The following is a 20539-nucleotide window of genomic DNA, read 5'->3' on the forward strand; positions in this document are numbered from 1 at the left end:
ATTGATATTCTCCTTTTTCACTCTTAATAGGAATCAAAAATATGCGACTGGAAGTTATCAGAACCAGCATTCCGATAAACAACCGCTTGAATCTCTGAATCAGATTGAATCTTAATATCAATCGGGATTCCATTAGGCAAGTACTTCTTTGCTGCCCGGGTAATGTACTGGGTAAAACTAGTAATTTCAGTTTGACTATAAAACTGAGTCGTAACGGTAATATGCATCCCCGACAAAGTTCCATTTTCATATTGAGCTTGGGCAGTAACCCCACTCAGGTTAGGGAAGAAACTTTGAATCTGACTCTTAAAGTTTGAGAAACTATCGTCATCAGTTTGATCGGAACTATTAGTTGTCGAGGCACTTGCTTTGGGAAGGACTACATTCTTGTAATCTAACTTTCGCCAGTCACTAATCGTATTACCATTGTTCTTACTGTAAGCAAAGAAAGTACCACCAACTAAACTATCATCTGGAGCTTGCTTATATAAAGCGATTACGATTGGAACATTTCCAACACCAGGCTTCTTGCGAATTCGTTGAAGAACCTTTTGTGCAGCAATCTCACCTTGACGACGAACCTCACTATCACTAATCTTCTTGGTTAAAGTTGGTCCCCCGGTTTTAGTTTGGTAGTTATATTCAGAATTAATCCCAATACCAATTGTAATCCCACGTAATTTCATAGAATTACCACTTTCTTGCATATAGTCCTGTTCTTCAATTTGTTGAATATAAACTGGGTTAGGATTGCTCTTTTTCCCTTGAGCGGGGTTTAGCCCTTCAGGATTACTCTTTGTTTTCCGACCAAGCCAGTTTTCAACCGTCCCACTACTAAGGTATTGTCCTTCTTGGAAAATATAGCTTTTTGTCGAAAAGACCTTTTTGGAAACCTGGGTTAAACCAGATTCAAAGCTCTTAAGGTTATATTGATTATCGTTTTGGGAGATATTTACACCCCGAGCCTTACTTGTACGGTAACGCCCATTCTTAATCACACCTTGATATGTACCACTACTTGAACCAGTTGTTGAATAGTTTTTCGATGATGACTTTCCGCCAAAGCCACATGATGCAAGTAAGACAGTGCACATCAAAACGGCAGCACTAACAGCTATTTTTTTTGCCTTTCGCTTCACGATTTACTGTTCCTCCTTCATTGCTTGGCTAAATTGCTGTTCATTCCATACATCAATACCCAAATCTTGAGCCTTTGTTAGCTTACTACCAGCATCAGCACCAGCAATGACAATATCTGTTTTCTTTGAGACGCTTCCGGTTACCTTAGCCCCGTGATTTTCAAGCCATGATTTTGCTTCTCCACGAGTCATTTCAGTTAGCTTACCAGTCAGTACTACTCGCCGACCATTCCATTCGCTATCAGTAGCATTTGACCGTGAGCCAAGATAAGCAAAGTTTACCCCAACTTCTCGCAATTCGTCAATTAATTTAACAACCTGTTGATTAGCAAAATAAGTTACAATACTTTCGCCAATGGTTGGGCCGATTCCATTAATTGCAGAAATTTCATCAGCATTAGCCTTCATTAAGCTATCAAGGTCACCAAAATATTCCATGATAATTCGAGCAGCCTTCGCACCTACATGACGAATTCCAAGGCCAAATAATAAGCGCTCGACAGAATTATTACGACTATTATCGATCGATGTCAATAGGTTAGCGGTCGATTTCTCGCCAAATTTATCTAAAGTTAATAATTGGTCATGATTAAGCCGATATAAACCGGCAACATCATGAATCAATTCTTTATCCCATAGCTGTTCAATAATTTTAGGACCAAGCCCATCAATATTCATTGCATTCCGGGAAGCAAAATGTGCTAAGCCTTCTTTAATTTGTGCTGGACACATTGGATTAATACAGCGTAATGCTACTTCACCATCAAGATGAACTAATTCTGAACCACAAACCGGACATTGCATTGGAATTTTATACTCAACAGAATCCTCCGGCCGCTTAGTTAGATCTACCTTTGAAATTTCAGGAATAATGTCACCTGCTTTATGCAGATAAACAGTATCACCAATCCGAATATCTTTTTCACGAAGGTAATCCGGATTATGCAAAGAAGCGCGACTAACCGTTGTGCCCGCCAATTGAACTGGGTCCATAACCGCTGTTGGCGTTACATTGCCGGTCCGCCCGACAGTCCAGACAATATCACGGACAATCGTTGCTTGCTCTTCGGGAGGGAACTTATAGGCAATTTCCCAGCGTGGCACCTTAACTGTATTTCCGAGGGCAACTTCCGTATCAAGGTCATTCACCTTTTCAACAATTCCATCAATCCCGTAACTTAACTTATCTCGTTGGGCCGTATACTCTACAATATATTGCTCAATCTCTTCACGACTATGAACGACTCGATTATTAGGATTGACATTAAAGCCTAATTTCCGCATTCGCTCAAGTGCTTCTGCTTGTGTCCTAACGCCAAGTTTTTGATATTCAGGAACATAGTACATAAATGTATCTAACTCCCGCTGAGCTGTTACTTTAGGATCTAGTTGACGTAAGCTGCCAGCTGCCGCATTCCGGGGATTAGCAAAAATAGGTAATCCTTCTGCTTCACGTTTAGCGTTTAACTTAGCGAAGGCCTCTTTAGGCATATAACATTCGCCACGAAACTCGATTGACAATGGCTCTGGTAATTCTTTGGGAACCGATTTAATGGTACGGACATTAGCAGTAACATCTTCGCCAATCGTCCCATTTCCACGAGTAGAACCTTGAACCAATCTTCCATTCTCATAAACAAGGGAAAGAGAAAGCCCATCAATTTTTAGTTCGAGATTATATTCGGGCTCAACTTCGACATCCCGATTTTCCTGTTGTCGTTGATTAAAGTCCATTAATTCTTCAAGCGAAAAGACATCCCCCATCGATAACATTGGAATATCATGTTGCACCTTTGTTAATTGGCTTTCTGCTGCTCCTCCTACTCGTTGGGTTGGTGAATCAGCAGAGATTAATTGAGGAAATTGTTCTTCTAGTTGTACCAACCGCTGATAAGCTCGATCATATACGTAATCCTCTACGGTTGGATTATCTTGTTCATAATATTCTTGTCCCCACTTAGTTAGTTTTGCTCGCAATGGCTTAATCTCATCTTGCGCTTGCTGAAGGGTTAATTCTTTTACTGGCGTCTGTTTTTCGCTCATCTCATCCGCCTCATTTCATTATTTTTGTACTTTCGTAATTGGGGCAAAACTTGCCAATAACCGCTTTACACCTTGACTTGGAAAGGCAATATCTAATTCCATATCATTGCCACTACCGTTAACTTTGACCACGGTTCCCTGGCCCCACTTTTTATGTTCAACTTTATCGCCAGTTTTCCAGCCAACTTTATCGGCCCCAGTTCCGGTGTTAGTAATTGGTTTAACCCGCTTGCCAGCACTGCGATATGTCCGCTTTTGTTGGTCACGGTAGGTAGTAGCGGTCGCAACAGCACGATCAAATGGCAGTTTACTATCTTTAATACTATTACCTGATGGGCTATTTTCAAACTGTAGCAACTCAGAATCAATTTCTTCTACAAATCGTGATGGTTGGTTACGTTGGATACGACCATAAAGTAAGCGTGAAAAGGCATTAGTAAGATAAAGCTTCTTCTTTGCCCGCGTAATTCCAACATAAGCTAAGCGACGTTCTTCTTCCAATTCATCATCTTCCATTAAAGCTCGCGATAATGGGAAAATACCTTCTTCCATTCCCACAAGGAAAACAACTGGAAATTCAAGCCCTTTAGCTGCATGTAACGTCATTAAGGTTACAGCAGGTGCTTGTTCATCAACATCATCTTGATCGGAAACAAGTGCTAAATCAGCTAAAAAGTTAATAATTTTTTGCAAATTAGAAACATCATCATCTTTATGTTGTTCATCATATTCTTGTGTAACAGACTTAAATTCATCAAGATTTTCCCGACGAGCCTGGGATTCAAGACTTCGATCATCACTAAGCATCTTATTATAACCACTTAACTCTAAAATCTGTTCAGTTAAATCAGTTAGTGTGAGATATTCGGCTTGTTTAGTCAAATTAGTCATTAATTGCCCAAATTCATCAATTTTATTTCGTGTTCGGGCAGTAATTTCACTAGCAGTATCAACATTTTGCGCTGCCTTTAATAATGTCCAGCCATTTTCATTAGCAAAATTGCGAAGATGTTCCACACTAGTTAAACCAATTCCTCGTTTGGGCGTATTAACAACGCGTTCAAAGCTCATTGAATCAGCCGGGTTAACAATTAAGGTTAAGTATGCTAAAATATCACGAATTTCACGCCGGTCATAGAATTTATGTCCACCGACCATCGTATAAGGAATACTACTCTTCAAGAAAGTTTCTTCAACCATCCGTGATTGCGCATTCGTTCGATAAAGAATTGCAAAGTCATTAAAGTGGTACCCATGCTTCTCTTGCTCTTCTTTAATTTTTGAAACAATAAACTGCGCTTCATCGTGTTCATTTTGTGCACGGTAATATGAGATTTTATCTCCCTGACCATTTTCCGTCCACAGATTCTTCTTTTTCCGATAAAGGTTATTAGCAATAACTTCATTTGCGGCATTTAAAATGGTTTGCGTTGACCGATAGTTTTGCTCCAGCATGACTGTCTTGGCTTGGGGATAATCATGTTCAAAATTCAAGATATTGTTCATATTAGCTCCACGCCAACCATAAATACTTTGATCCGCATCCCCTACTACACACAGATTTTGGTGTTTTTGCGCTAACAAATTAACTAACCGATATTGAGCATCGTTCGTATCCTGGTACTCGTCAACATGAATGTAATGAAACTTATCCTGATAAAATTCAAGCGTCTCTTGGTCACTTTCCAATAACTCAATTGTCTTCATGATCAAGTCATCAAAATCTAACGCTTGATTAGCTTCTAACTCTTGCTGGTAAAGCTTATATGCACGCGCAACCATATTTTCAAACATACTATTAGCTTCTTTGCTATAAGCATCAGGCGTTAACAAAGCATTTTTAGCATTAGAGATTGCACTTAAAATACTACGAGGATCAAATTTTTTAGTATCAATATTTAGCTCTGCACAAATTCGCTTCATTAACGTTCGTTGTTCACTTGTATCAGCAATCGTAAAGGCGCGATTGTAGCCAATTTTTTCAATATCACGACGGAGGATTCGAACACATAGTGCGTGAAAAGTCGATACCCAAATCTCATTAGCACTTTCGCCAAGTAATTTACCAACCCGCTCTTTCATTTCGCGCGCAGCCTTGTTAGTAAACGTAATTGCTAAAATATTCCATGGTAATACACCATTTTCTTCAATTAAATAAGCAACCCGGTGTGTGAGGACCCGTGTTTTCCCTGATCCGGCACCGGCCATTACTAATAATGGTCCTTCTGTAGTTAATACCGCTTCAGATTGCTTATCGTTCATTCCTTCTAATAATGCTTGCCCGTTATTCACGCTATTCCATCCTCTCTAAATTTTCATCGGCTAATATTATACCAAAATTAGGATCTTATTTGGTGCTAAAATCGAACATATGTTAGGAAAAATAAAGAGACTGCGATTTCATCCCCAGTCCCTCATAATTTTATACTCTTAATTTATAATTTTATGATCAAGCTTGATCATCCCAAACTTCAGTGTCATCAACCTGGTTCTTTAAAGCCGCTAAGTTATCGCCACCGGTTACCCAGACAAAGCCTAAGATTGCTTGATCATCGTCCCCAATATCATTAAAAAATCTAAATTGCCAGTTATTTTTAAGCAACCATTGCCGCTGAATGGCCTCTGATTGATATTTGCGAATTACCATTAATAAACCAATTTGTAACGGCGTAATAACATGTAGAGGCATTCCAACAGAGCTTCTTAATTGTTCTTCATATTGATTAATATTTGCTGTGACATCATAAACATTAGCAATTGATGTTAACCCTGGTTCAATATTTTTTACATAAAGAGTACCAGTAGAAGTAACGTAAAAATTAACAGAGAATACTCCCCGATATTCAAGAGAGGACGCCACACTTTTTACAATCCGTTGCATCTCTTTTAACATATCATCATGAATATTTGCTGGGGTTGCCACAGAAACTAATTGTCGCTTGTCATTGTAATGAAGCTGAGCAAGTGGAAATATCTCTGTATCTTTTCCATCAGTTGCCGCTGTCATCGTATATTCATTCGTATGTTCAATCCATGATTCCAGTAAATATGTACCAGTATCAATAAAATCAGCTGCTCGCGTAATGTCAGATTGGCGCTCAATCAGCATTGAATTTTCCCCAATTCCGCGTTGGATGGGTTTTAACAATGCGGGATAGCCAATGGAATCAATTGATTGGTAAACATCATCTAAACTAACTACCGTCACATAGGGGGCAATATTAATATTCACTTGATCTAAGAAGGCCCGTTCCATTAACCGATCTTGGACAATTTCAAGTGCATTAATCCCCTGTGGAATTACCGCATATTGACTCAAAAAGTGTAGGACGCGAGAATCGATATTAGGGGTTTGATAAATAATTGCATCACATGCTTCTCCAAACTGGGTTAGCTTTGCTCGGTCGTTCATCGCTCCTACGATTGTAAAGTCAGCCATTTTAGTTACTGATGGCTGTAGATGATCCACATACACCCCAACATTAAAGCCCGCTTTCTTAGCTGTCGCAATTAATGCAGCGCCATTTCGATTAATTCCAATAATTCCTAAAGTACTACCTGGGTAAATAGCATCTCTGCCCATTCTATCACTTCCCTTATTAGTCTTTTACGAATTCAACTTTATTATCACTCAATGATTGAATTCGTGCCAATGATTCGACACGAATTCCACGTTCTTTTAGTTCACTCGCTCCAGGTTGAAAGCTCTTTTCAATCACTATGCCTGCACCAACTACCTGAACCCCTGCTTGATCAGCAATTTCTAATAAACCTTCTACTGCTTGACCATTAGCTAAGAAATCATCAATCATTAAAATTTTATCATTAGCATCTACATACTTTTTAGAAATTGAAATGCGATTAGTTGTTTTCTTAGTATAAGAATATACATCAGCCGTATACATATTTTGATTAAGAGTAAGGCTCTTATGCTTACGGGCAAAAATAACTGGAAGGTTCATTTCTAATCCTGTCATTACAGCAGGAGCAATCCCCGATGATTCGACTGTCCAAATTTTCGTAATACCCTCACTAGCAAAAAGTTTGGCAAATTCTTGACCGATGTGCAACATTAATTGAGGATCAACCTGATGATTTAAGAAGGCATCCACTTTTAAAACATTACCCGGTAAAACAGTCCCATATTCCTTAATCTTTTCTTCTAACTCTTTCATTTTCATCCCCCTATATCACTTATCATAATTATATAATTTATACGCCTTAATCACAGAAATTAATTTTTGTGCATAGTCAGGATCGGTCGCATAACCTGCCTCTTGCAAACCACGTGCTGCTTCCTGATAATTGGCCGCATGGATAACTCGATCATAATTTTGCTGATTGGTATCAGTCCCATTTAACATCAATCGCGTATGATCCTTAATTGAATCACTCCAATTATCATAAACACGGAAGCGCCCTTTAGTAACGATCCACTTACCATTGATGTACTCTTTAGTTGTCATTACCCGAGAATTTGCTCCGGTTCCCTTAATTCCAAACAAATTATGATATTGCGATGCTAATTGACTCGTCCCCCATTGAGATTCAAGAATCGCTTGGGCAATCGTAATTGATGCATAGACATGATAAGTATTTTGCATTGCCTGAGCTTCAGGAGCCACTTGCTGAATAAATAATTGCTTTGCGCGTCGATCCTTTTCACGTGCCTCTTGTTCAATACGTTGCTGATTCCAGATTCGATAAAAATGGTGTCCAACATAAACACCCAAAAAGATAACAATAATAGCAAGGATACTAATAATCCAATTTCTACCCGTATGGCGGTTTTTCCTTCTCCGCTTCCGTTTTGCCACAAGCCTAGCCTCCTCTTTTCTACTAGTTATTAATTGTAGCAAAATCCATCTCGTTTGGGTTAATTTATCGTAATATTTTTATAAGAAGTTAAAAAACGTAGAGGCTGGGAGAAAACTTTTGTTTTCTCTCAGCCTCTACCGCTTTCACAAACAATAGTAAAATAACATGAAACTAACTTCGCATTGCCACAAGGTACTAGTTTAGTCCATCAACTTGTCAAGAAGGTTATTTCTCACTCTCCGCACTTTTACTATTTGTTCTAGATTCTAGTGGAATTGCATCCCACCATCAACAATAATTGTTTGTCCAGTAACATAATTTGAATCAGGACCAGCTAAGAAGCTTACTACATTAGCAACATCTTCTGGTTCCGAAAGGCGCTTCATTGCAATGTTCTTAGCAAAAGTTTCCATTCCCCATTCATCACTCTTACCGGCATTTTGACCAACTTGATGTGCAATATCGTACATCATCGGCGTCTTAACAATTCCTGGAGCAAAAGCATTTACCGTAATATCTTCAGTTGCCAAATCTTGGGCTACTACCTGAGTAATACCTCGAATAGCAAATTTTGTTCCAGAATAAAGTGCAAGATTAGGATTACCAACGACACCAGCTTGAGATGTAGCATTAATAATTTTACCACCGTGGCCAAGTTCCTTAAATGCTTTATGGGCAGCTTGAATTCCCCATAAAACTCCCGCAACATTTACGCCATATACTTTTTCGAATTGTTCAGGTGTAATTGAATCAATTGGGGTAGTAGGACCTAATCCAGCATTATTAACAATTACGTTAAACTCACCAAAATGTTCAACTGTTTTCTCGACAGCTGCAAACACATCTTCTCTATTTGCTACATCTGCGACAAGCGGTAATGCTTCTCCACCGTTACTATTAATTTCATCAGCAACTTGTTGTAGTTTTGATTCATTTAATGCTACAAGAGCAACTGCAAACCCATCTTTAACTAATCTTTCTACAATTGCCTTACCAATTCCTTGGCTTGCTCCAGTTACTAACGCCACCTTTTTAGTCATTAGTAATTCCTCCTTTGTATTAGTCACCATCTAGTATAGCGTATATTTAGTATACGCGTATATTAAATTTCGTTTAAATAAAAAAAGACACCAGTAAAATACTGATGTCTCTGGAAGCGATAATCGAAATATTAACGCTTACTGAATTGAGCAGCCTTACGAGCTTTCTTAAGACCTGGCTTACGACGTTCCTTCATACGAGGGTCACGAGTTAAGAGACCAGCCTTCTTCAAAGCGTCACGGAAGTCTGGATCAACAGCGAGAAGTGCACGGGCGATACCGTGACGTACTGCACCTGCTTGACCAGAGAATCCACCACCATTAACGTTAGCTAAAACGTCATATTGACCTTCTGTTTTAGTAACAGCAAATGGTTGATTAACGATAGCACGTAAGTTGGCAAATGGAATGTAGTCTTCAATTGCCTTGCCGTTCATCGTAATCTTACCTGAACCTGGTACTAAGCGAACACGTGCGGTTGCATCCTTACGCCGACCAGTACCACTGTATTGTACTTGTTGAGCCAATTCCATTCCCTCCTTAGATTAAGTTAGTAATATCTAAAACTTCTGGGTTTTGTGCAGCATGTTTGTGGTCTTCACCAGCATAAACATGTAACTTCAAACCTTGCTTATGACCAAGAGAGTTGTGTGGAAGCATACCCTTGATAGCAGTTTCCAATAACTTCTCTGGTTCCTTTGCTAAGAAGTCACCAGCAGTCCGTTGCTTCAAACCACCAGGGTAATTTGAATGACGGTAGTACATCTTTTGAGATGCTTTCTTACCAGTTAACTTAACTTGCGCAGCGTTGATAACGATAACGTAATCACCAGTATCAACGTGTGGAGTAAATGTTGGCTTGTTCTTACCGCGCAAAATTGATGCTACTGCAGATGCTAAACGACCCATTGGGACATCCTTAGCATCGACAACGTACCACTTGCGTTCAACTTCACCAGGTTTTGCGATGTATGTCGTTCTCACGATTAAGTCCTCCAATTTTGTTTTTCTTTTACATATAATAGTGTACCGAGTTATTAGATGGAAAAGAAATACCAATGGCTAGTATACCTTCTTCTAGCATTTTCGTCAATCCTTTTCATCATTTGTTCCATAATCTACATTAACTAAATACAATCCACTAGCGGGAGCTGTCATCCGTGCTAATGTCCGATCCTTTGCCTTAAGGACACGTGGAACGTCATCTATTGGTCGTTGGTTGCTACCAATTTCCAAAAGAAAAGCTACCATTATTCGAACCTGGTTATAAAGAAAACCATTTCCAGTAAAATCAAAGACAACTTCATTCCTTAATTCATCACGTTTAATTGTAATATTCTCAATTGTCCGGATATTACTCTTTGCCTGGCTTCCTGAGGCAACAAAACTTGTAAAGTCATGGGTTCCTACCAGATCATTAGCCGCTTTTTTCATCTTTTCTAAGTTAAGTGGATATTTAAAATGAGAAGTATAGTTACGTTTAAAGGGATTAACAAATTCGCCCTGATCAACCCGATAACGATAAGTTTTGCGGTGAGCACTATAACGCGCATGGAAATCATCATCCACTAATTCAGCCTTTTTAATTAAAATATCTAGCGGCAAAATACTGTTGAGTGCCTTTCGCATAGATTCATTGCTTAAATGATAGGGAATATCGAAGTGCGCAACCTGATTAAGAGCGTGAACGCCTGCATCTGTTCTTCCCGAGCCGATGACGGGAATTGCTGGAGTTGGATGCTTGGCGATTTTATTTACTGCAGCCTTTAATGTTTGTTCTACTGTTCGCTTATTTGGTTGAATTTGAAAACCATAAAAATTGGTTCCATCATAAGCAAAGGTTATTTTATAACGATACATTGTTTACTTCCTTAATTAATTTAGAAAAATATTCGAATACAAACCAAACCAATTGTTACAATCAACAGTCCTAAACCGGCCCAGGCATCATTATTATGCCAAACTAATTGGCGATAATGAGTTCGTGGCGCATCAGGATCATACCCTCGCGCTTCCATTGCAGTTGCTAACTCTTCTGCTCGTTTGAACGAGTTAACAAACAGTGGAATAAGAATTGGCACTAGGTGTTTAATCCGGGTTAAAAGACTTCCTGCATTAAAATTAATTCCACGGGCCCGCTGAGCTTTCATAATTTTATTAGTTTCATCCATAATGGTTGGAACAAAACGCAAGGCAATTGAAAGCATCAAGGTAATTTGATTGACCGGAACCTTAATTACTTGTAGCGGTTTCATTAGCCATGCTAAGGCATCTGCAATTTGAAAAGTTTGGGTAGTAGCAGTTAAAACAGTTGAGGCAGTGATAATAACAACAAAACGATAAAAAATAATTAAGGAATTAATGAGACCATCACGTGTTATTGCCATAATCCCCCAATGCCAATACATCTTTCCACCACTACTAAATAAAATCTGAAACATAACTGTTATCAAAATAATTAAAAATAGTGGCTTAATCCCCTGCCAATACTGTTTTAATTCAACGTTACTCAACTTAATTGCCACAAAGAGTGCTAATAGAAGCCATATAGCAGTCAAAAAATTATTCACGAAGAAAATTAAGATAACGTAAATAATACACATGATTAGTTTTATTCGTGGATCAAGACGATGAAGAATCGATCTTACAGGTACATAACTACCAAATACGATTTTACTATTCATTTTCTTTTCTCCTCATCGCTTCTGTTATTTCATCTGCCAACCCATCTAGCGTAAGCGGTTCTGTATTTTTTAACGTTACTCCATTTTTACTAAGGAATTGCGCAATTTCAACGGAAACAGGAAGCGTCAAAGATAATTTATTTAATCGTTGAGCATTACTAAATAATTGTTGGGGAGTTGTATCAGCAACAATTTGTCCATTGCTCATTGCAATTACGTGATTAGCACACGAGGCTACTTGTTCCATTTGGTGAGTAACCATTATAATCGTTGTTCCCGTTTTATTAAGATCTTTAATAATTTTAAGTAAATCATTAGTAGCCTGAGTGTCAAGTCCCGCCGTTGGTTCATCAAGAATTAAAATTCGGGGATTCATTGCTAAAACTCCAGCAATTGCTACCCGTCTCATTTGTCCTCCAGAAAGTGCAAACGGTGAGTGTGACTTTAATTCTAAGGGCAAGTCAACCATCTTTAAGGCTTTATTGACTGCTTCTTCAATTTTTCTTGCAGGCCATCCTAAATTACGAGGCCCAAAAGCAACATCTTGAGCAACTGTTTCAGCGAATAATTGTTGTTCAGGAAACTGGAATACAAAACCGACCTGATGATGAATTTTACTTAAATATTCAGGCTTTGTTGTCGCATTAATTTTCAACCCTGCTACATTAAGTTCCCCGCTACTAGGTTTTATTAATCCATCAATCAATGAAACCAATGTCGACTTTCCACTTCCAGTTTGTCCAATAACAGTAACAAATTCTTGTTCTTTAATTGTTAATGAAACATTATTCAAAGCTTCATTAGCAGAATTAGGATATGTATAGTGAAGTTTTTTTACTGTAATTGCTGCTTTAGCCAAATTTTTAGCTCCTCTAAATTCAAATATCTATTTGGAATATCAATCCCTCGTTTACTCAATAGTTCCTGCAACTGTTGACTTGCAGGAACTCCTACTCCAATTTCAAGTAATAGTGCTTTATCTTTAAGAATTTCTGATGGAGAACCTTGTTGTGCAACTTGTGAGTCATTTAATACAATTATTTGATCCGCCAGTTCCATTTCTTTAAGATCATGTGTAATTGAAATAATTGAAAGATTATATTCGTTTTTTAGTTTTTGCAATAAAGACAAAATTTCTCGCCGGGCTAAAGGATCGAGCATACTAGTCGCCTCATCAAGTATTATTATCTTAGGCATTAATGCAAGGATTCCCGCAAGTGCTACACGTTGTTTTTGTCCTCCTGAAAGAGAAATAGGAGCAGTATTTTTATAATCAGTCATTCCCACCATCTTTAAAGCTTTATCAATCTTTTTTTCCATTTTATCTTGGGCTACTTGTCGATTTTCAAGTCCAAAGGCAACGTCATCGGCAACAGTCGCACCCACAAATTGATTTTCAGGATTTTGAAAAACAAATCCTATTTGCTGATGAATCTTCCCTAAAGAGCTTTCGTTAACTTGAATACCATCAACCTCAATCGATCCAGCAGTAGGAGTAAGTAAACCATCAATTAACCGGGCCAATGTACTCTTTCCACTTCCGTTATGACCGATAATTGCCGTCCATGAAAACGGTTCAAAATCAAGATTAATATTTTTTAAAACGGGATATTTACTGTCTGGATATGTAAAGACAAGATCTCGGATTTTTATTCCAGTCACAGCATTTCCTCTTTTCAATATTAGTTAATAAGTATATTTTAGCAAAGTCCACAGAATTATCTATTAAAATTAAATTTAAAATAAAAAAATCACTTACCATTGAAGTGCACGAGGGTTTCCCGCATTCAAGCTAGACTAGGGTTTCCCCACCATCGTAACGCTCTATACTATCAATGATAGTGATTCTTTATTACGTATTTAGTTTTGGTGAACAAATAAATTAGTCCACTAATTCAAGAATAACCATTGGTGCACCGTCACCACGACGAGGCATAGTCTTCAAGATGCGTGTGTAACCACCGTTACGATCTGCATACTTTGGAGCAAGTTCTTCAAAAAGGTTTTGAAGAGCAGATTGTACACGAATATCATCGCCATCTTCCTTAACATCAGCAACAACATTACGTACAAAAGCGGCAGCCTTACGACGGGAAGCTAAATCACCATGCTTAGCAAGCGTAATCATCTTATCAACGGTCTTACGAACTTCCTTAGCACGCGCTTCCGTAGTGGTAATACGACCATTAACGATTAAATCTGTAGTTAAATCACGTAATAAAGCTTTACGTTGTGAACTTGTACGTCCTAATTTACGGTAACTCATAAAGTGGTTCCCTCCTTTGCAATTGGTATACTAATTAGTCGTCTTGGCGAAAAGAAACACCAAGATCATTTAATTTAAGTTTAATTTCTTCTAACGACTTTTGTCCTAAGTTCCGAACTTTCATCATATCAGACACTGTTCTGTCAGTTAATTCCTTAACAGTATTGATTCCAGCTCGCTTCAAACAATTGTAAGAACGTACAGAAAGATCAAGCTCTTCAATAGTCATTTCAAGCATTTTCTCTTTGTGTGTTTCTTCTTTTTCAACCATCACTTGAGCATTTTGAGCTGTTTCTGTTAAATCAACAAACATAGCTAAGTGTTCAGTCAAAATCTTCGCACCTAGACTAACTGCTTCAGTTGGTGTCAATGAACCATCAGTCCAAACGTCCAACGTTAACTTATCGTAATCGTTACGCTGACCAACACGTGCATTTTCAACAGTGTAATTTACACGTTCAATTGGGGTATAGATGGAATCAATCGGTAAAACACCAATTGCTAAATCATCCATCCGGGCCTTATTATCGTTAGCAGAAAGGTAACCGCGACCCTTATCAGCAGTTAACTTGATGTGTAATTCTGCGCCATCAGCAACAGTTGCAATATGCAGATCAGGATTTAAAATTGTAACTTCATTATCACCCTGAATATCACTTGCAGTTACTTCAGCAGGTCCTTTAACATCTAATTCAAGACTCTTTTGATCCTCAGAATCAAGTTTCAAGGAAACTTTCTTTAGATTTAGGATAATCTGCGTAACATCCTCAGTTACACCTTTAACAGTGCTAAATTCATGTAAAACACCATCAATTTGCATACTCGTAATCGCAGCACCTGGTAAAGATGCAATTAATACACGTCTTAACGAGTTACCGAGAGTGGTTCCATAACCGCGCTCAAGTGGTTCTACGACAAATTTACCGTAGTTATCTGTTTCTTCAACTTTGTGAATATTTGGCTTTTCAAATTCGATCATTCTATCCTTGTACCCCTTTCAAAACGTGGTTCGTATTTGAGACAAAAAGGCAATTGATGGAAATAATTGTCTCCAGCAATGTCAATTAAACACGACGACGCTTTGGAGGACGAGAACCATTGTGAGGAACAGGTGTTACATCACGAATAGCAGTAACTTCCAATCCAGTTGCTTGAAGTGCACGGATAGCAGCTTCACGACCTGAACCTGGACCCTTAACTTCAACTTCAACAGTCTTCATACCATGTTCCATAGCTTGCTTAGCAGCAGCTTCTGAAGCCATTTGAGCAGCAAATGGAGTAGATTTCCGACTTCCCTTAAAGCCTAAAACACCAGCTGAAGACCATGCTACAGCGTTACCTTGAACATCAGTAATCATGATCAAAGTGTTATTAAATGTTGAGTGAATGTGTGCGACACCAGTTTCAACATTCTTTTTTGCACGACGCTTACGCGTACCTTTTTTGGTTGCCATATCTAGTACTAACCTCCTTTTTTTATAAAGTTAAATTACTTCTTCTTATTAGCGATAGCGACAGCCTTACCCTTACGAGTACGGGCATTGTTCTTAGTGTGTTGACCACGAACAGGTAGGCCACGACGGTGACGCATACCACGGTATGAGCCGATTTCTTGAAGACGCTTGATATTCATCGAAACTTCACGACGCAAATCACCTTCAACTTGAATTTGATCTACTTGTGCACGAATCTTTTCTTCTTGGTCCGGAGTTAAATCACGAACACGGATATCTTCTGATACACCAGCATTTTCAAGAATCTTCTTAGCAGTAGAATCACCAATACCAAAAATATATGTTAAGCCGATTACAATTCGCTTGTCACGAGGTAAATCGACACCTGCAATACGAGCCATGAGCTACACCTCCATTTCTTTATAAAATAAATTACTTACCTTGACGTTGCTTATGCTTTGGGTTAGCAGAGCAAATAACCATAACACGACCATTACGCTTAACGATCTTGCAGTGCTCACACATCTTTTTAACAGATGGTCTTACTTTCATTCTAAAATCCTCCTATTGAGAGTAATTGATCAATAACTACTTGAACCGGAAAGTAATTCGACCCTTTGTAAGGTCATATGGAGACATTTCTACTTTAACACGATCTCCCGGTAAAATTTTAATATAGTGCATCCGAATTTTACCAGAAACATGTGCCAAAATTTCTGCACCATTTTCCAATTCAACTTTAAACATTGCATTAGGTAAAGTTTCAGTTACTTTACCTTCTACTTCAATTACATCGGCTTTTGCCACGAAATAGTACCTCCTTGCCTATTCTAGATATTACGTAAAAATGGTGGAAAGTATAAAACTTCCCACTACTCAGATAGATAAACCTTGCATAGTTTAGCATATGTTTACAAACTTCGCAAGAGATAACTACGATCTAGTTTAGGTTTGTTAATACTTTCTTGATATCTCCATAAACACTGTCGATATCTTGTTCACCATTAATTTCGTGCAAAATGCCTTTCTTTTGGTAATAGTCTACCAGTGGTGTGTTCAACTTGATATTAACATCTAGACGATTCTTAACCGTTTCAGGCTTATCATCATCACGCTGATAAAATTCATGATGACCACAAACGTCACATGTGCCTTCAACCTTAGGAGCATTGTAAAGCTTATGATACGTTGCTCCACAGTTACGACAAATAAAACGTCCACTTAAACGTTCTACCAATACATCCGGTTCAACGTGAATATTGATCACAGCATCAAGATGCCGATTACTCTCTGCTAACATCTCATCCAAAGCTGCTGCTTGGTTAAGATTACGAGGGAATCCATCCAGCATAAAGCCATCTTTAGTATCATCTTGAGCCAACCGTTCCTTAACGATACCATTAGTAACTTCGTCTGGAACAAGTTCACCTTTGTCAATATATTTCTTAGCTTCAATTCCCATAGGGGTTTCATTCTTCATAGCAGCCCGAAAAATATCTCCAGTTGAGATATGAGGAATGGGAAAATCTTCAACGATCTTTTGAGCTTGAGTACCTTTACCAGCACCCGGAAGACCCATTAATACAAGATTCATACTCATTAGTCATTTCCTCCTTTAGGTTCTCGAATAAATCCAATATATTCGCGCTTCATTGTTAGTCCGTTTAACTGCCGAACAACATCTAAAGCAATCTGTACGATAATTAATAAGCTTGTCCCACCTAAACCAATTGACTGACTTAAGTTCCAAACATTACTTGCAATTAACGGAATTAAGGAAATTAATCCTAAGAATAATGAACCTACTGTACTCAATCGCATTAACAATGAAGAAATATAGTCTTGTGTACCCTTTCCAGGACGCACCCCAGAAATATAACTTCCTTGCTTCTGTAAATTCTCAGCAAGTTTTTCTGGATTAACCTGAACAAAGGCATAGAAAAAGGTAAATACAACAATCAAAAATACATACAGTGCGATCCCAGGACCAGATTGCATGTTAAAAATGGTCGTCATAACTTGATACCAACTATCCCCACCATGATTTTGCTGGAAAGCCATTAAAATAGTTTGCGGAGTTGAGATAAAAGAACCAGCAAAAATAACAGGAATAACACCTGATACGTTAATCTTTAAGGGAAGATAACTACTGGATGGTGAAGTAGTAGTCCGTCTTGTGTATTGAATTGGGAGACGTCTTTCCGCCTGTTGTACCCATGTAACAAATGCTACAATAATCAAAATTGCAACGATAACGAGGGCAACAAATCCAATTCCCATCCACAAAGCAGACCCAGATTCACCGGCAATTTGGTCATCCCATAACTGACGAATTCCGCCTGGCATTTGCGCAACAATACCAGCAAAAATTAACATAGAAACACCATTGCCCAAACCACGTTCAGTAATCATGTCTCCCATCCAAGTAGCAAACATTGTACCTGCAGTCAAAATTAAACCGATTGTTAAATACGTTTGAACACCAGGATGATTAACCAAACGAATAGTACTCAATGCATTAAACCCGGCGGTAATACCGATTGACTGAATAAATCCAAGTACAATCGTTAACCATCGGGTTGCTTGATTAAGTTTTCGCCGTCCTACTTCTCCTTGTTTACTCCATTCAACAAAACGTGGGACAATATCCATTTGTAATAGTTGAACAACAATTTGCGCAGTAATATATGGAGAAACTCCCATTGCAAATAAAGAGTAATTCTCCAATCCACCACCACTAAAGGTATTGAGGATTGATGCTAAACCGGTTGAGGAGATTTCCTGCAAAGCAGCAGCGTTAACTCCAGGAACGGTAATCGCTGCCCCAATCCGATAGACAATCAATACAAACAATGTAAAGAAAATCTTTTTACGGATATCTTTTACTTTGAATGCATTTTTGACGGCTGTGAACAAACTACATCACCTCAGTTTTACCACCGGCAGCTTCAATTGCAGAAACTGCAGAAGCAGAAAACTTATTAGCCTTAACAGTTAATTTCTTTTCAAGCTTACCGCTACCAAGAATCTTGATGCCGCTCTTCAAGTTCTTAACTAATCCACTTTCCATCAACAATTGTGGAGTAACTTCTGTACCATCATCAAATTTGTTTAATGATGTCAAGTTGACAATTGCGTATTCTTTCCGGTTAATGTTGGTAAATCCACGCTTTGGAATTTGACGGTAAAGTGGCATTTGGCCCCCTTCAAATCCTAAACGGGTCTTTCCATGAGCCTTTTGTCCTTTAGTACCACGTCCAGATGTGAAACCGTGTCCTGATGAAAGTCCACGACCTTTACGAAGACGCTTAGAACGAGAACCATCAGCTGGCTTCAATTCGTTTAACTTCATTAGTAGGCACCTCCTTATTATTTAATTTTAATTACTTAACTTCTTCAACAGAAACCAAGTGAGCGATCTTAAAAATTTGACCGCGTGTTGCCGCGTTATCTGGTAAGATAACTGAGCTATTGATCTTACCTAGTCCCAATGCCTTAACAGTACGACGTTGAGTAGGTTGTCGGTGGGCAACACTGTGAATTAAGGTAACTTTTACTTGAGCCATAATTTAGTGCCCTCCTTATTCTGCTAAGTGGTCTACTGAAACACCACGTAACTTTGCAACTTCTTCGGCGTTCTTTAATTGCTTCAAACCTTCAAACGTTGCACGAACAACATTAACAGGTGTGTTAGAACCAAGACGTTTGGAAGTAACGTCCGCAACACCGGCGAGGTCCATAACGTTACGAACCGCACCACCGGCAGCAACTCCGGAACCTTCAACAGCTGGCTTTAACATGATCTTTCCACCGCCGTATACACCAATAACTTCGTGTGGAATAGTGGTTCCAACGATAGGAACAGTAATCAAGTTCTTTTCAGCAGCCGCTTGAGCCTTACGAATAGCTTCTGGAACTTCTTGAGCTTTACCGGTACCAAAGCCAACATGACCTTTACGGTCACCAACAATTACTAAAGCAGCAAAACGCATACGACGTCCACCCTTTACAACCTTAGTAATTCGGTTGATGGCTACAACTTGATCGTCTAAATCCAACTTTGCTGGATCAATGAATTCTGATGATGCCATTGCAGGTTATTCCTCCTTTTTTAGAATTTAAGTCCGTTTTCACGAGCAGCTTCAGCTAAAGCTTGAACACGTCCATGGTAAAGGTATCCACCACGATCAAACACAACCTCAGTAATGTTCTTTTCGTTAGCGCGCTTAGCAATCAATGCACCTACACCACTAGCTTGTTCAGTCTTAGTCTTTCCACTTACTTCACTATCATTTGTGGAGGCACTTGCGAGCGTCACACCCTTTACGTCATCAATTAATTGAGCGTAAATGTTTTTGTTTGAACGGTAAACACTTAAGCGTGGGCGCTCCGCAGTACCAGAAATTTTACCGCGAACGCGTAAATGACGACGTTGACGGATCTTGTTCTTGTCTGGTTTAGAAATCACAATAGTCACCTCTTATTATATTAATTTTATTAAATAAAAGAATGTTAAATAATCTTTTTAGATTACTTACCAGTCTTACCTTCCTTACGGATAATGTGTTCGTTTTCGTAACGAATACCCTTACCTTTGTATGGTTCAGGTGAACGTACGGCACGAACTTCAGCAGCAAAATTACCAAGGTGTTCCTTGTTAATTGAGCTTAATTCGATAGTAGTATTGTCCGGTACGTTAATTTCAACATCTTCTGGCTTATCCATTTCAACTGGGTTTGAGTAACCAACAGTTAAAATCAACTTTTTACCTTTGAGTTGAGCACGGTAACCAACACCAACGAGTTTAAGAACCTTCTTGTAACCATTCACAACACCTTCAACCATGTTGTTAACATTAGCACGAGTAGTTCCGTGTAACATCTTTAACTTGTTAGTATCAGCATCACGATCAAACTTTACAACGTTACCATCAATAGTCATTTTGATTAATGGTGAAATTTCACGAGATAAAGTACCCTTAGGACCTTTAACAGTAACTACATTACCATCTTGAGAAATTTCAACACCATTTGGTAAATCAATTTCTTTGTAACCAATACGACTCATCTTTGCACCTCCTATCTAATATTCATTT

At 38.6% G+C, this 20539-nt stretch carries 26 protein-coding genes; all 26 read right to left on the reverse strand.

Going from position 1 to position 20539, the window contains the following annotated elements; all coding sequences use genetic code 11:
- Positions 1–23: 23 nt before the first annotated feature.
- A complete protein-coding gene (locus H5R88_RS01280; protein WP_182578435.1) occupies positions 24–1139 on the reverse strand; it encodes a CamS family sex pheromone protein in 1116 nt (371 codons plus the stop codon).
- 3 nt (positions 1140–1142) lie between these two features.
- Positions 1143–3182, reverse strand: a complete 2040-nt coding sequence (gene ligA / locus H5R88_RS01285) for an NAD-dependent DNA ligase LigA (protein ID WP_182600082.1) — start codon at positions 3180–3182, stop codon at positions 1143–1145.
- 18 nt (positions 3183–3200) lie between these two features.
- Positions 3201–5474: a DNA helicase PcrA gene (gene pcrA, locus H5R88_RS01290; protein WP_182578437.1), complete on the reverse strand. Its 2274-nt coding sequence runs from the start codon at positions 5472–5474 to the stop codon at positions 3201–3203.
- 157 nt (positions 5475–5631) lie between these two features.
- Entirely contained in the window at positions 5632–6765 is a 1134-nt protein-coding gene (locus H5R88_RS01295) for an ATP-grasp domain-containing protein (RefSeq protein WP_182600083.1), read from the reverse strand.
- A 16-nt stretch (positions 6766–6781) separates the two neighbouring features.
- Positions 6782–7357 (reverse strand): xanthine phosphoribosyltransferase, encoded by a 576-nt coding sequence (locus H5R88_RS01300; RefSeq protein WP_182600084.1) that lies wholly within the window; start codon positions 7355–7357, stop codon positions 6782–6784.
- A 15-nt stretch (positions 7358–7372) separates the two neighbouring features.
- A complete protein-coding gene (locus H5R88_RS01305; protein ID WP_231794937.1) occupies positions 7373–7999 on the reverse strand; it encodes a glycoside hydrolase family 73 protein in 627 nt (208 codons plus the stop codon).
- 267 nt (positions 8000–8266) lie between these two features.
- Positions 8267–9040 (reverse strand): (S)-acetoin forming diacetyl reductase, encoded by a 774-nt coding sequence (locus tag H5R88_RS01310; RefSeq protein WP_182578441.1) that lies wholly within the window; start codon positions 9038–9040, stop codon positions 8267–8269.
- A gap of 131 nt (positions 9041–9171) precedes the next feature.
- Entirely contained in the window at positions 9172–9573 is a 402-nt protein-coding gene (gene rpsI, locus H5R88_RS01315) for a 30S ribosomal protein S9 (protein ID WP_003668771.1), read from the reverse strand.
- A gap of 7 nt (positions 9574–9580) precedes the next feature.
- Entirely contained in the window at positions 9581–10024 is a 444-nt protein-coding gene (gene rplM / locus H5R88_RS01320; protein WP_003664517.1) for a 50S ribosomal protein L13, read from the reverse strand.
- Positions 10025–10129: 105 nt separating this feature from the next.
- Positions 10130–10900, reverse strand: coding sequence for a tRNA pseudouridine(38-40) synthase TruA (truA, locus tag H5R88_RS01325; protein ID WP_182600085.1), 771 nt, complete (start codon positions 10898–10900; stop codon positions 10130–10132).
- Between the two features lie 20 nt (positions 10901–10920).
- Positions 10921–11724 carry an energy-coupling factor transporter transmembrane component T family protein gene (locus H5R88_RS01330; RefSeq protein WP_182578443.1) on the reverse strand — a complete coding sequence of 268 codons (804 nt, stop codon included), beginning with the start codon at positions 11722–11724 and terminating at the stop codon, positions 10921–10923.
- Positions 11717–12583 carry an energy-coupling factor transporter ATPase gene (locus H5R88_RS01335; protein WP_182600086.1) on the reverse strand — a complete coding sequence of 289 codons (867 nt, stop codon included), beginning with the start codon at positions 12581–12583 and terminating at the stop codon, positions 11717–11719. The genes H5R88_RS01330 and H5R88_RS01335 overlap by 8 nt, the downstream gene beginning before the upstream one ends.
- Positions 12559–13386: an energy-coupling factor transporter ATPase gene (locus H5R88_RS01340; RefSeq protein WP_182578445.1), complete on the reverse strand. Its 828-nt coding sequence runs from the start codon at positions 13384–13386 to the stop codon at positions 12559–12561. Before H5R88_RS01340 ends, H5R88_RS01335 begins: the two co-directional genes overlap by 25 nt.
- Before the next feature lie 220 nt (positions 13387–13606).
- Positions 13607–13990, reverse strand: coding sequence for a 50S ribosomal protein L17 (rplQ, locus tag H5R88_RS01345; protein WP_182578446.1), 384 nt, complete (start codon positions 13988–13990; stop codon positions 13607–13609).
- Between the two features lie 34 nt (positions 13991–14024).
- Entirely contained in the window at positions 14025–14969 is a 945-nt protein-coding gene (locus H5R88_RS01350; RefSeq protein ID WP_182578447.1) for a DNA-directed RNA polymerase subunit alpha, read from the reverse strand.
- Positions 14970–15054: 85 nt separating this feature from the next.
- Positions 15055–15444: a 30S ribosomal protein S11 gene (gene rpsK / locus H5R88_RS01355; RefSeq protein WP_003664532.1), complete on the reverse strand. Its 390-nt coding sequence runs from the start codon at positions 15442–15444 to the stop codon at positions 15055–15057.
- Between the two features lie 35 nt (positions 15445–15479).
- Positions 15480–15845, reverse strand: coding sequence for a 30S ribosomal protein S13 (rpsM, locus tag H5R88_RS01360; protein ID WP_003668778.1), 366 nt, complete (start codon positions 15843–15845; stop codon positions 15480–15482).
- Between the two features lie 31 nt (positions 15846–15876).
- Complete coding sequence (gene rpmJ, locus H5R88_RS01365) at positions 15877–15996, reverse strand: 50S ribosomal protein L36 (protein WP_003664535.1); 120 nt, start codon at positions 15994–15996, stop codon at positions 15877–15879.
- 36 nt (positions 15997–16032) lie between these two features.
- Entirely contained in the window at positions 16033–16251 is a 219-nt protein-coding gene (gene infA, locus H5R88_RS01370) for a translation initiation factor IF-1 (RefSeq protein ID WP_003664537.1), read from the reverse strand.
- Between the two features lie 133 nt (positions 16252–16384).
- Positions 16385–17038: an adenylate kinase gene (locus tag H5R88_RS01375; RefSeq protein ID WP_308182681.1), complete on the reverse strand. Its 654-nt coding sequence runs from the start codon at positions 17036–17038 to the stop codon at positions 16385–16387.
- 5 nt (positions 17039–17043) lie between these two features.
- Positions 17044–18360, reverse strand: a complete 1317-nt coding sequence (secY, locus tag H5R88_RS01380; protein ID WP_182578449.1) for a preprotein translocase subunit SecY — start codon at positions 18358–18360, stop codon at positions 17044–17046.
- 1 nt (position 18361) lies between these two features.
- A complete protein-coding gene (rplO, locus tag H5R88_RS01385; RefSeq protein ID WP_182578450.1) occupies positions 18362–18796 on the reverse strand; it encodes a 50S ribosomal protein L15 in 435 nt (144 codons plus the stop codon).
- Between the two features lie 31 nt (positions 18797–18827).
- A complete protein-coding gene (rpmD, locus tag H5R88_RS01390; RefSeq protein ID WP_003664541.1) occupies positions 18828–19010 on the reverse strand; it encodes a 50S ribosomal protein L30 in 183 nt (60 codons plus the stop codon).
- 15 nt (positions 19011–19025) lie between these two features.
- On the reverse strand, positions 19026–19535 hold the full coding sequence (gene rpsE / locus H5R88_RS01395) for a 30S ribosomal protein S5 (protein WP_003664542.1): 510 nt from the start codon (positions 19533–19535) through the stop codon (positions 19026–19028).
- 20 nt (positions 19536–19555) lie between these two features.
- Complete coding sequence (gene rplR / locus H5R88_RS01400) at positions 19556–19912, reverse strand: 50S ribosomal protein L18 (RefSeq protein ID WP_003664543.1); 357 nt, start codon at positions 19910–19912, stop codon at positions 19556–19558.
- Between the two features lie 62 nt (positions 19913–19974).
- Positions 19975–20511 carry a 50S ribosomal protein L6 gene (rplF, locus tag H5R88_RS01405; protein ID WP_182578451.1) on the reverse strand — a complete coding sequence of 179 codons (537 nt, stop codon included), beginning with the start codon at positions 20509–20511 and terminating at the stop codon, positions 19975–19977.
- Positions 20512–20539 lie beyond the last annotated feature (28 nt).

It is taken from the genome of Limosilactobacillus agrestis (genome assembly GCF_014145585.1).
Taxonomy (GTDB): domain Bacteria; phylum Bacillota; class Bacilli; order Lactobacillales; family Lactobacillaceae; genus Limosilactobacillus; species Limosilactobacillus agrestis.

Coding starts and splice junctions, on each gene's coding strand:
- ligA (WP_182600082.1), bottom strand. CDS start 3,182: ATGAGCGAAAAACAGACGCCAGTAAAAGAATTAACCCTTCAGCAAGCG.
- H5R88_RS01295 (WP_182600083.1), bottom strand. CDS start 6,765: ATGGGCAGAGATGCTATTTACCCAGGTAGTACTTTAGGAATTATTGGA.
- H5R88_RS01300 (WP_182600084.1), bottom strand. CDS start 7,357: ATGAAAGAGTTAGAAGAAAAGATTAAGGAATATGGGACTGTTTTACCG.
- H5R88_RS01310 (WP_182578441.1), bottom strand. CDS start 9,040: ATGACTAAAAAGGTGGCGTTAGTAACTGGAGCAAGCCAAGGAATTGGT.
- rpsI (WP_003668771.1), bottom strand. CDS start 9,573: ATGGAATTGGCTCAACAAGTACAATACAGTGGTACTGGTCGGCGTAAG.
- truA (WP_182600085.1), bottom strand. CDS start 10,900: ATGTATCGTTATAAAATAACCTTTGCTTATGATGGAACCAATTTTTAT.
- H5R88_RS01330 (WP_182578443.1), bottom strand. CDS start 11,724: ATGAATAGTAAAATCGTATTTGGTAGTTATGTACCTGTAAGATCGATT.
- rplQ (WP_182578446.1), bottom strand. CDS start 13,990: ATGAGTTACCGTAAATTAGGACGTACAAGTTCACAACGTAAAGCTTTA.
- H5R88_RS01350 (WP_182578447.1), bottom strand. CDS start 14,969: ATGATCGAATTTGAAAAGCCAAATATTCACAAAGTTGAAGAAACAGAT.
- rpsK (WP_003664532.1), bottom strand. CDS start 15,444: ATGGCAACCAAAAAAGGTACGCGTAAGCGTCGTGCAAAAAAGAATGTT.
- rpsM (WP_003668778.1), bottom strand. CDS start 15,845: ATGGCTCGTATTGCAGGTGTCGATTTACCTCGTGACAAGCGAATTGTA.
- rpmJ (WP_003664535.1), bottom strand. CDS start 15,996: ATGAAAGTAAGACCATCTGTTAAAAAGATGTGTGAGCACTGCAAGATC.
- H5R88_RS01375 (WP_308182681.1), bottom strand. CDS start 17,038: ATGAATCTTGTATTAATGGGTCTTCCGGGTGCTGGTAAAGGTACTCAA.
- rplO (WP_182578450.1), bottom strand. CDS start 18,796: ATGAAGTTAAACGAATTGAAGCCAGCTGATGGTTCTCGTTCTAAGCGT.
- rpmD (WP_003664541.1), bottom strand. CDS start 19,010: ATGGCTCAAGTAAAAGTTACCTTAATTCACAGTGTTGCCCACCGACAA.
- rpsE (WP_003664542.1), bottom strand. CDS start 19,535: ATGGCATCATCAGAATTCATTGATCCAGCAAAGTTGGATTTAGACGAT.
- rplF (WP_182578451.1), bottom strand. CDS start 20,511: ATGAGTCGTATTGGTTACAAAGAAATTGATTTACCAAATGGTGTTGAA.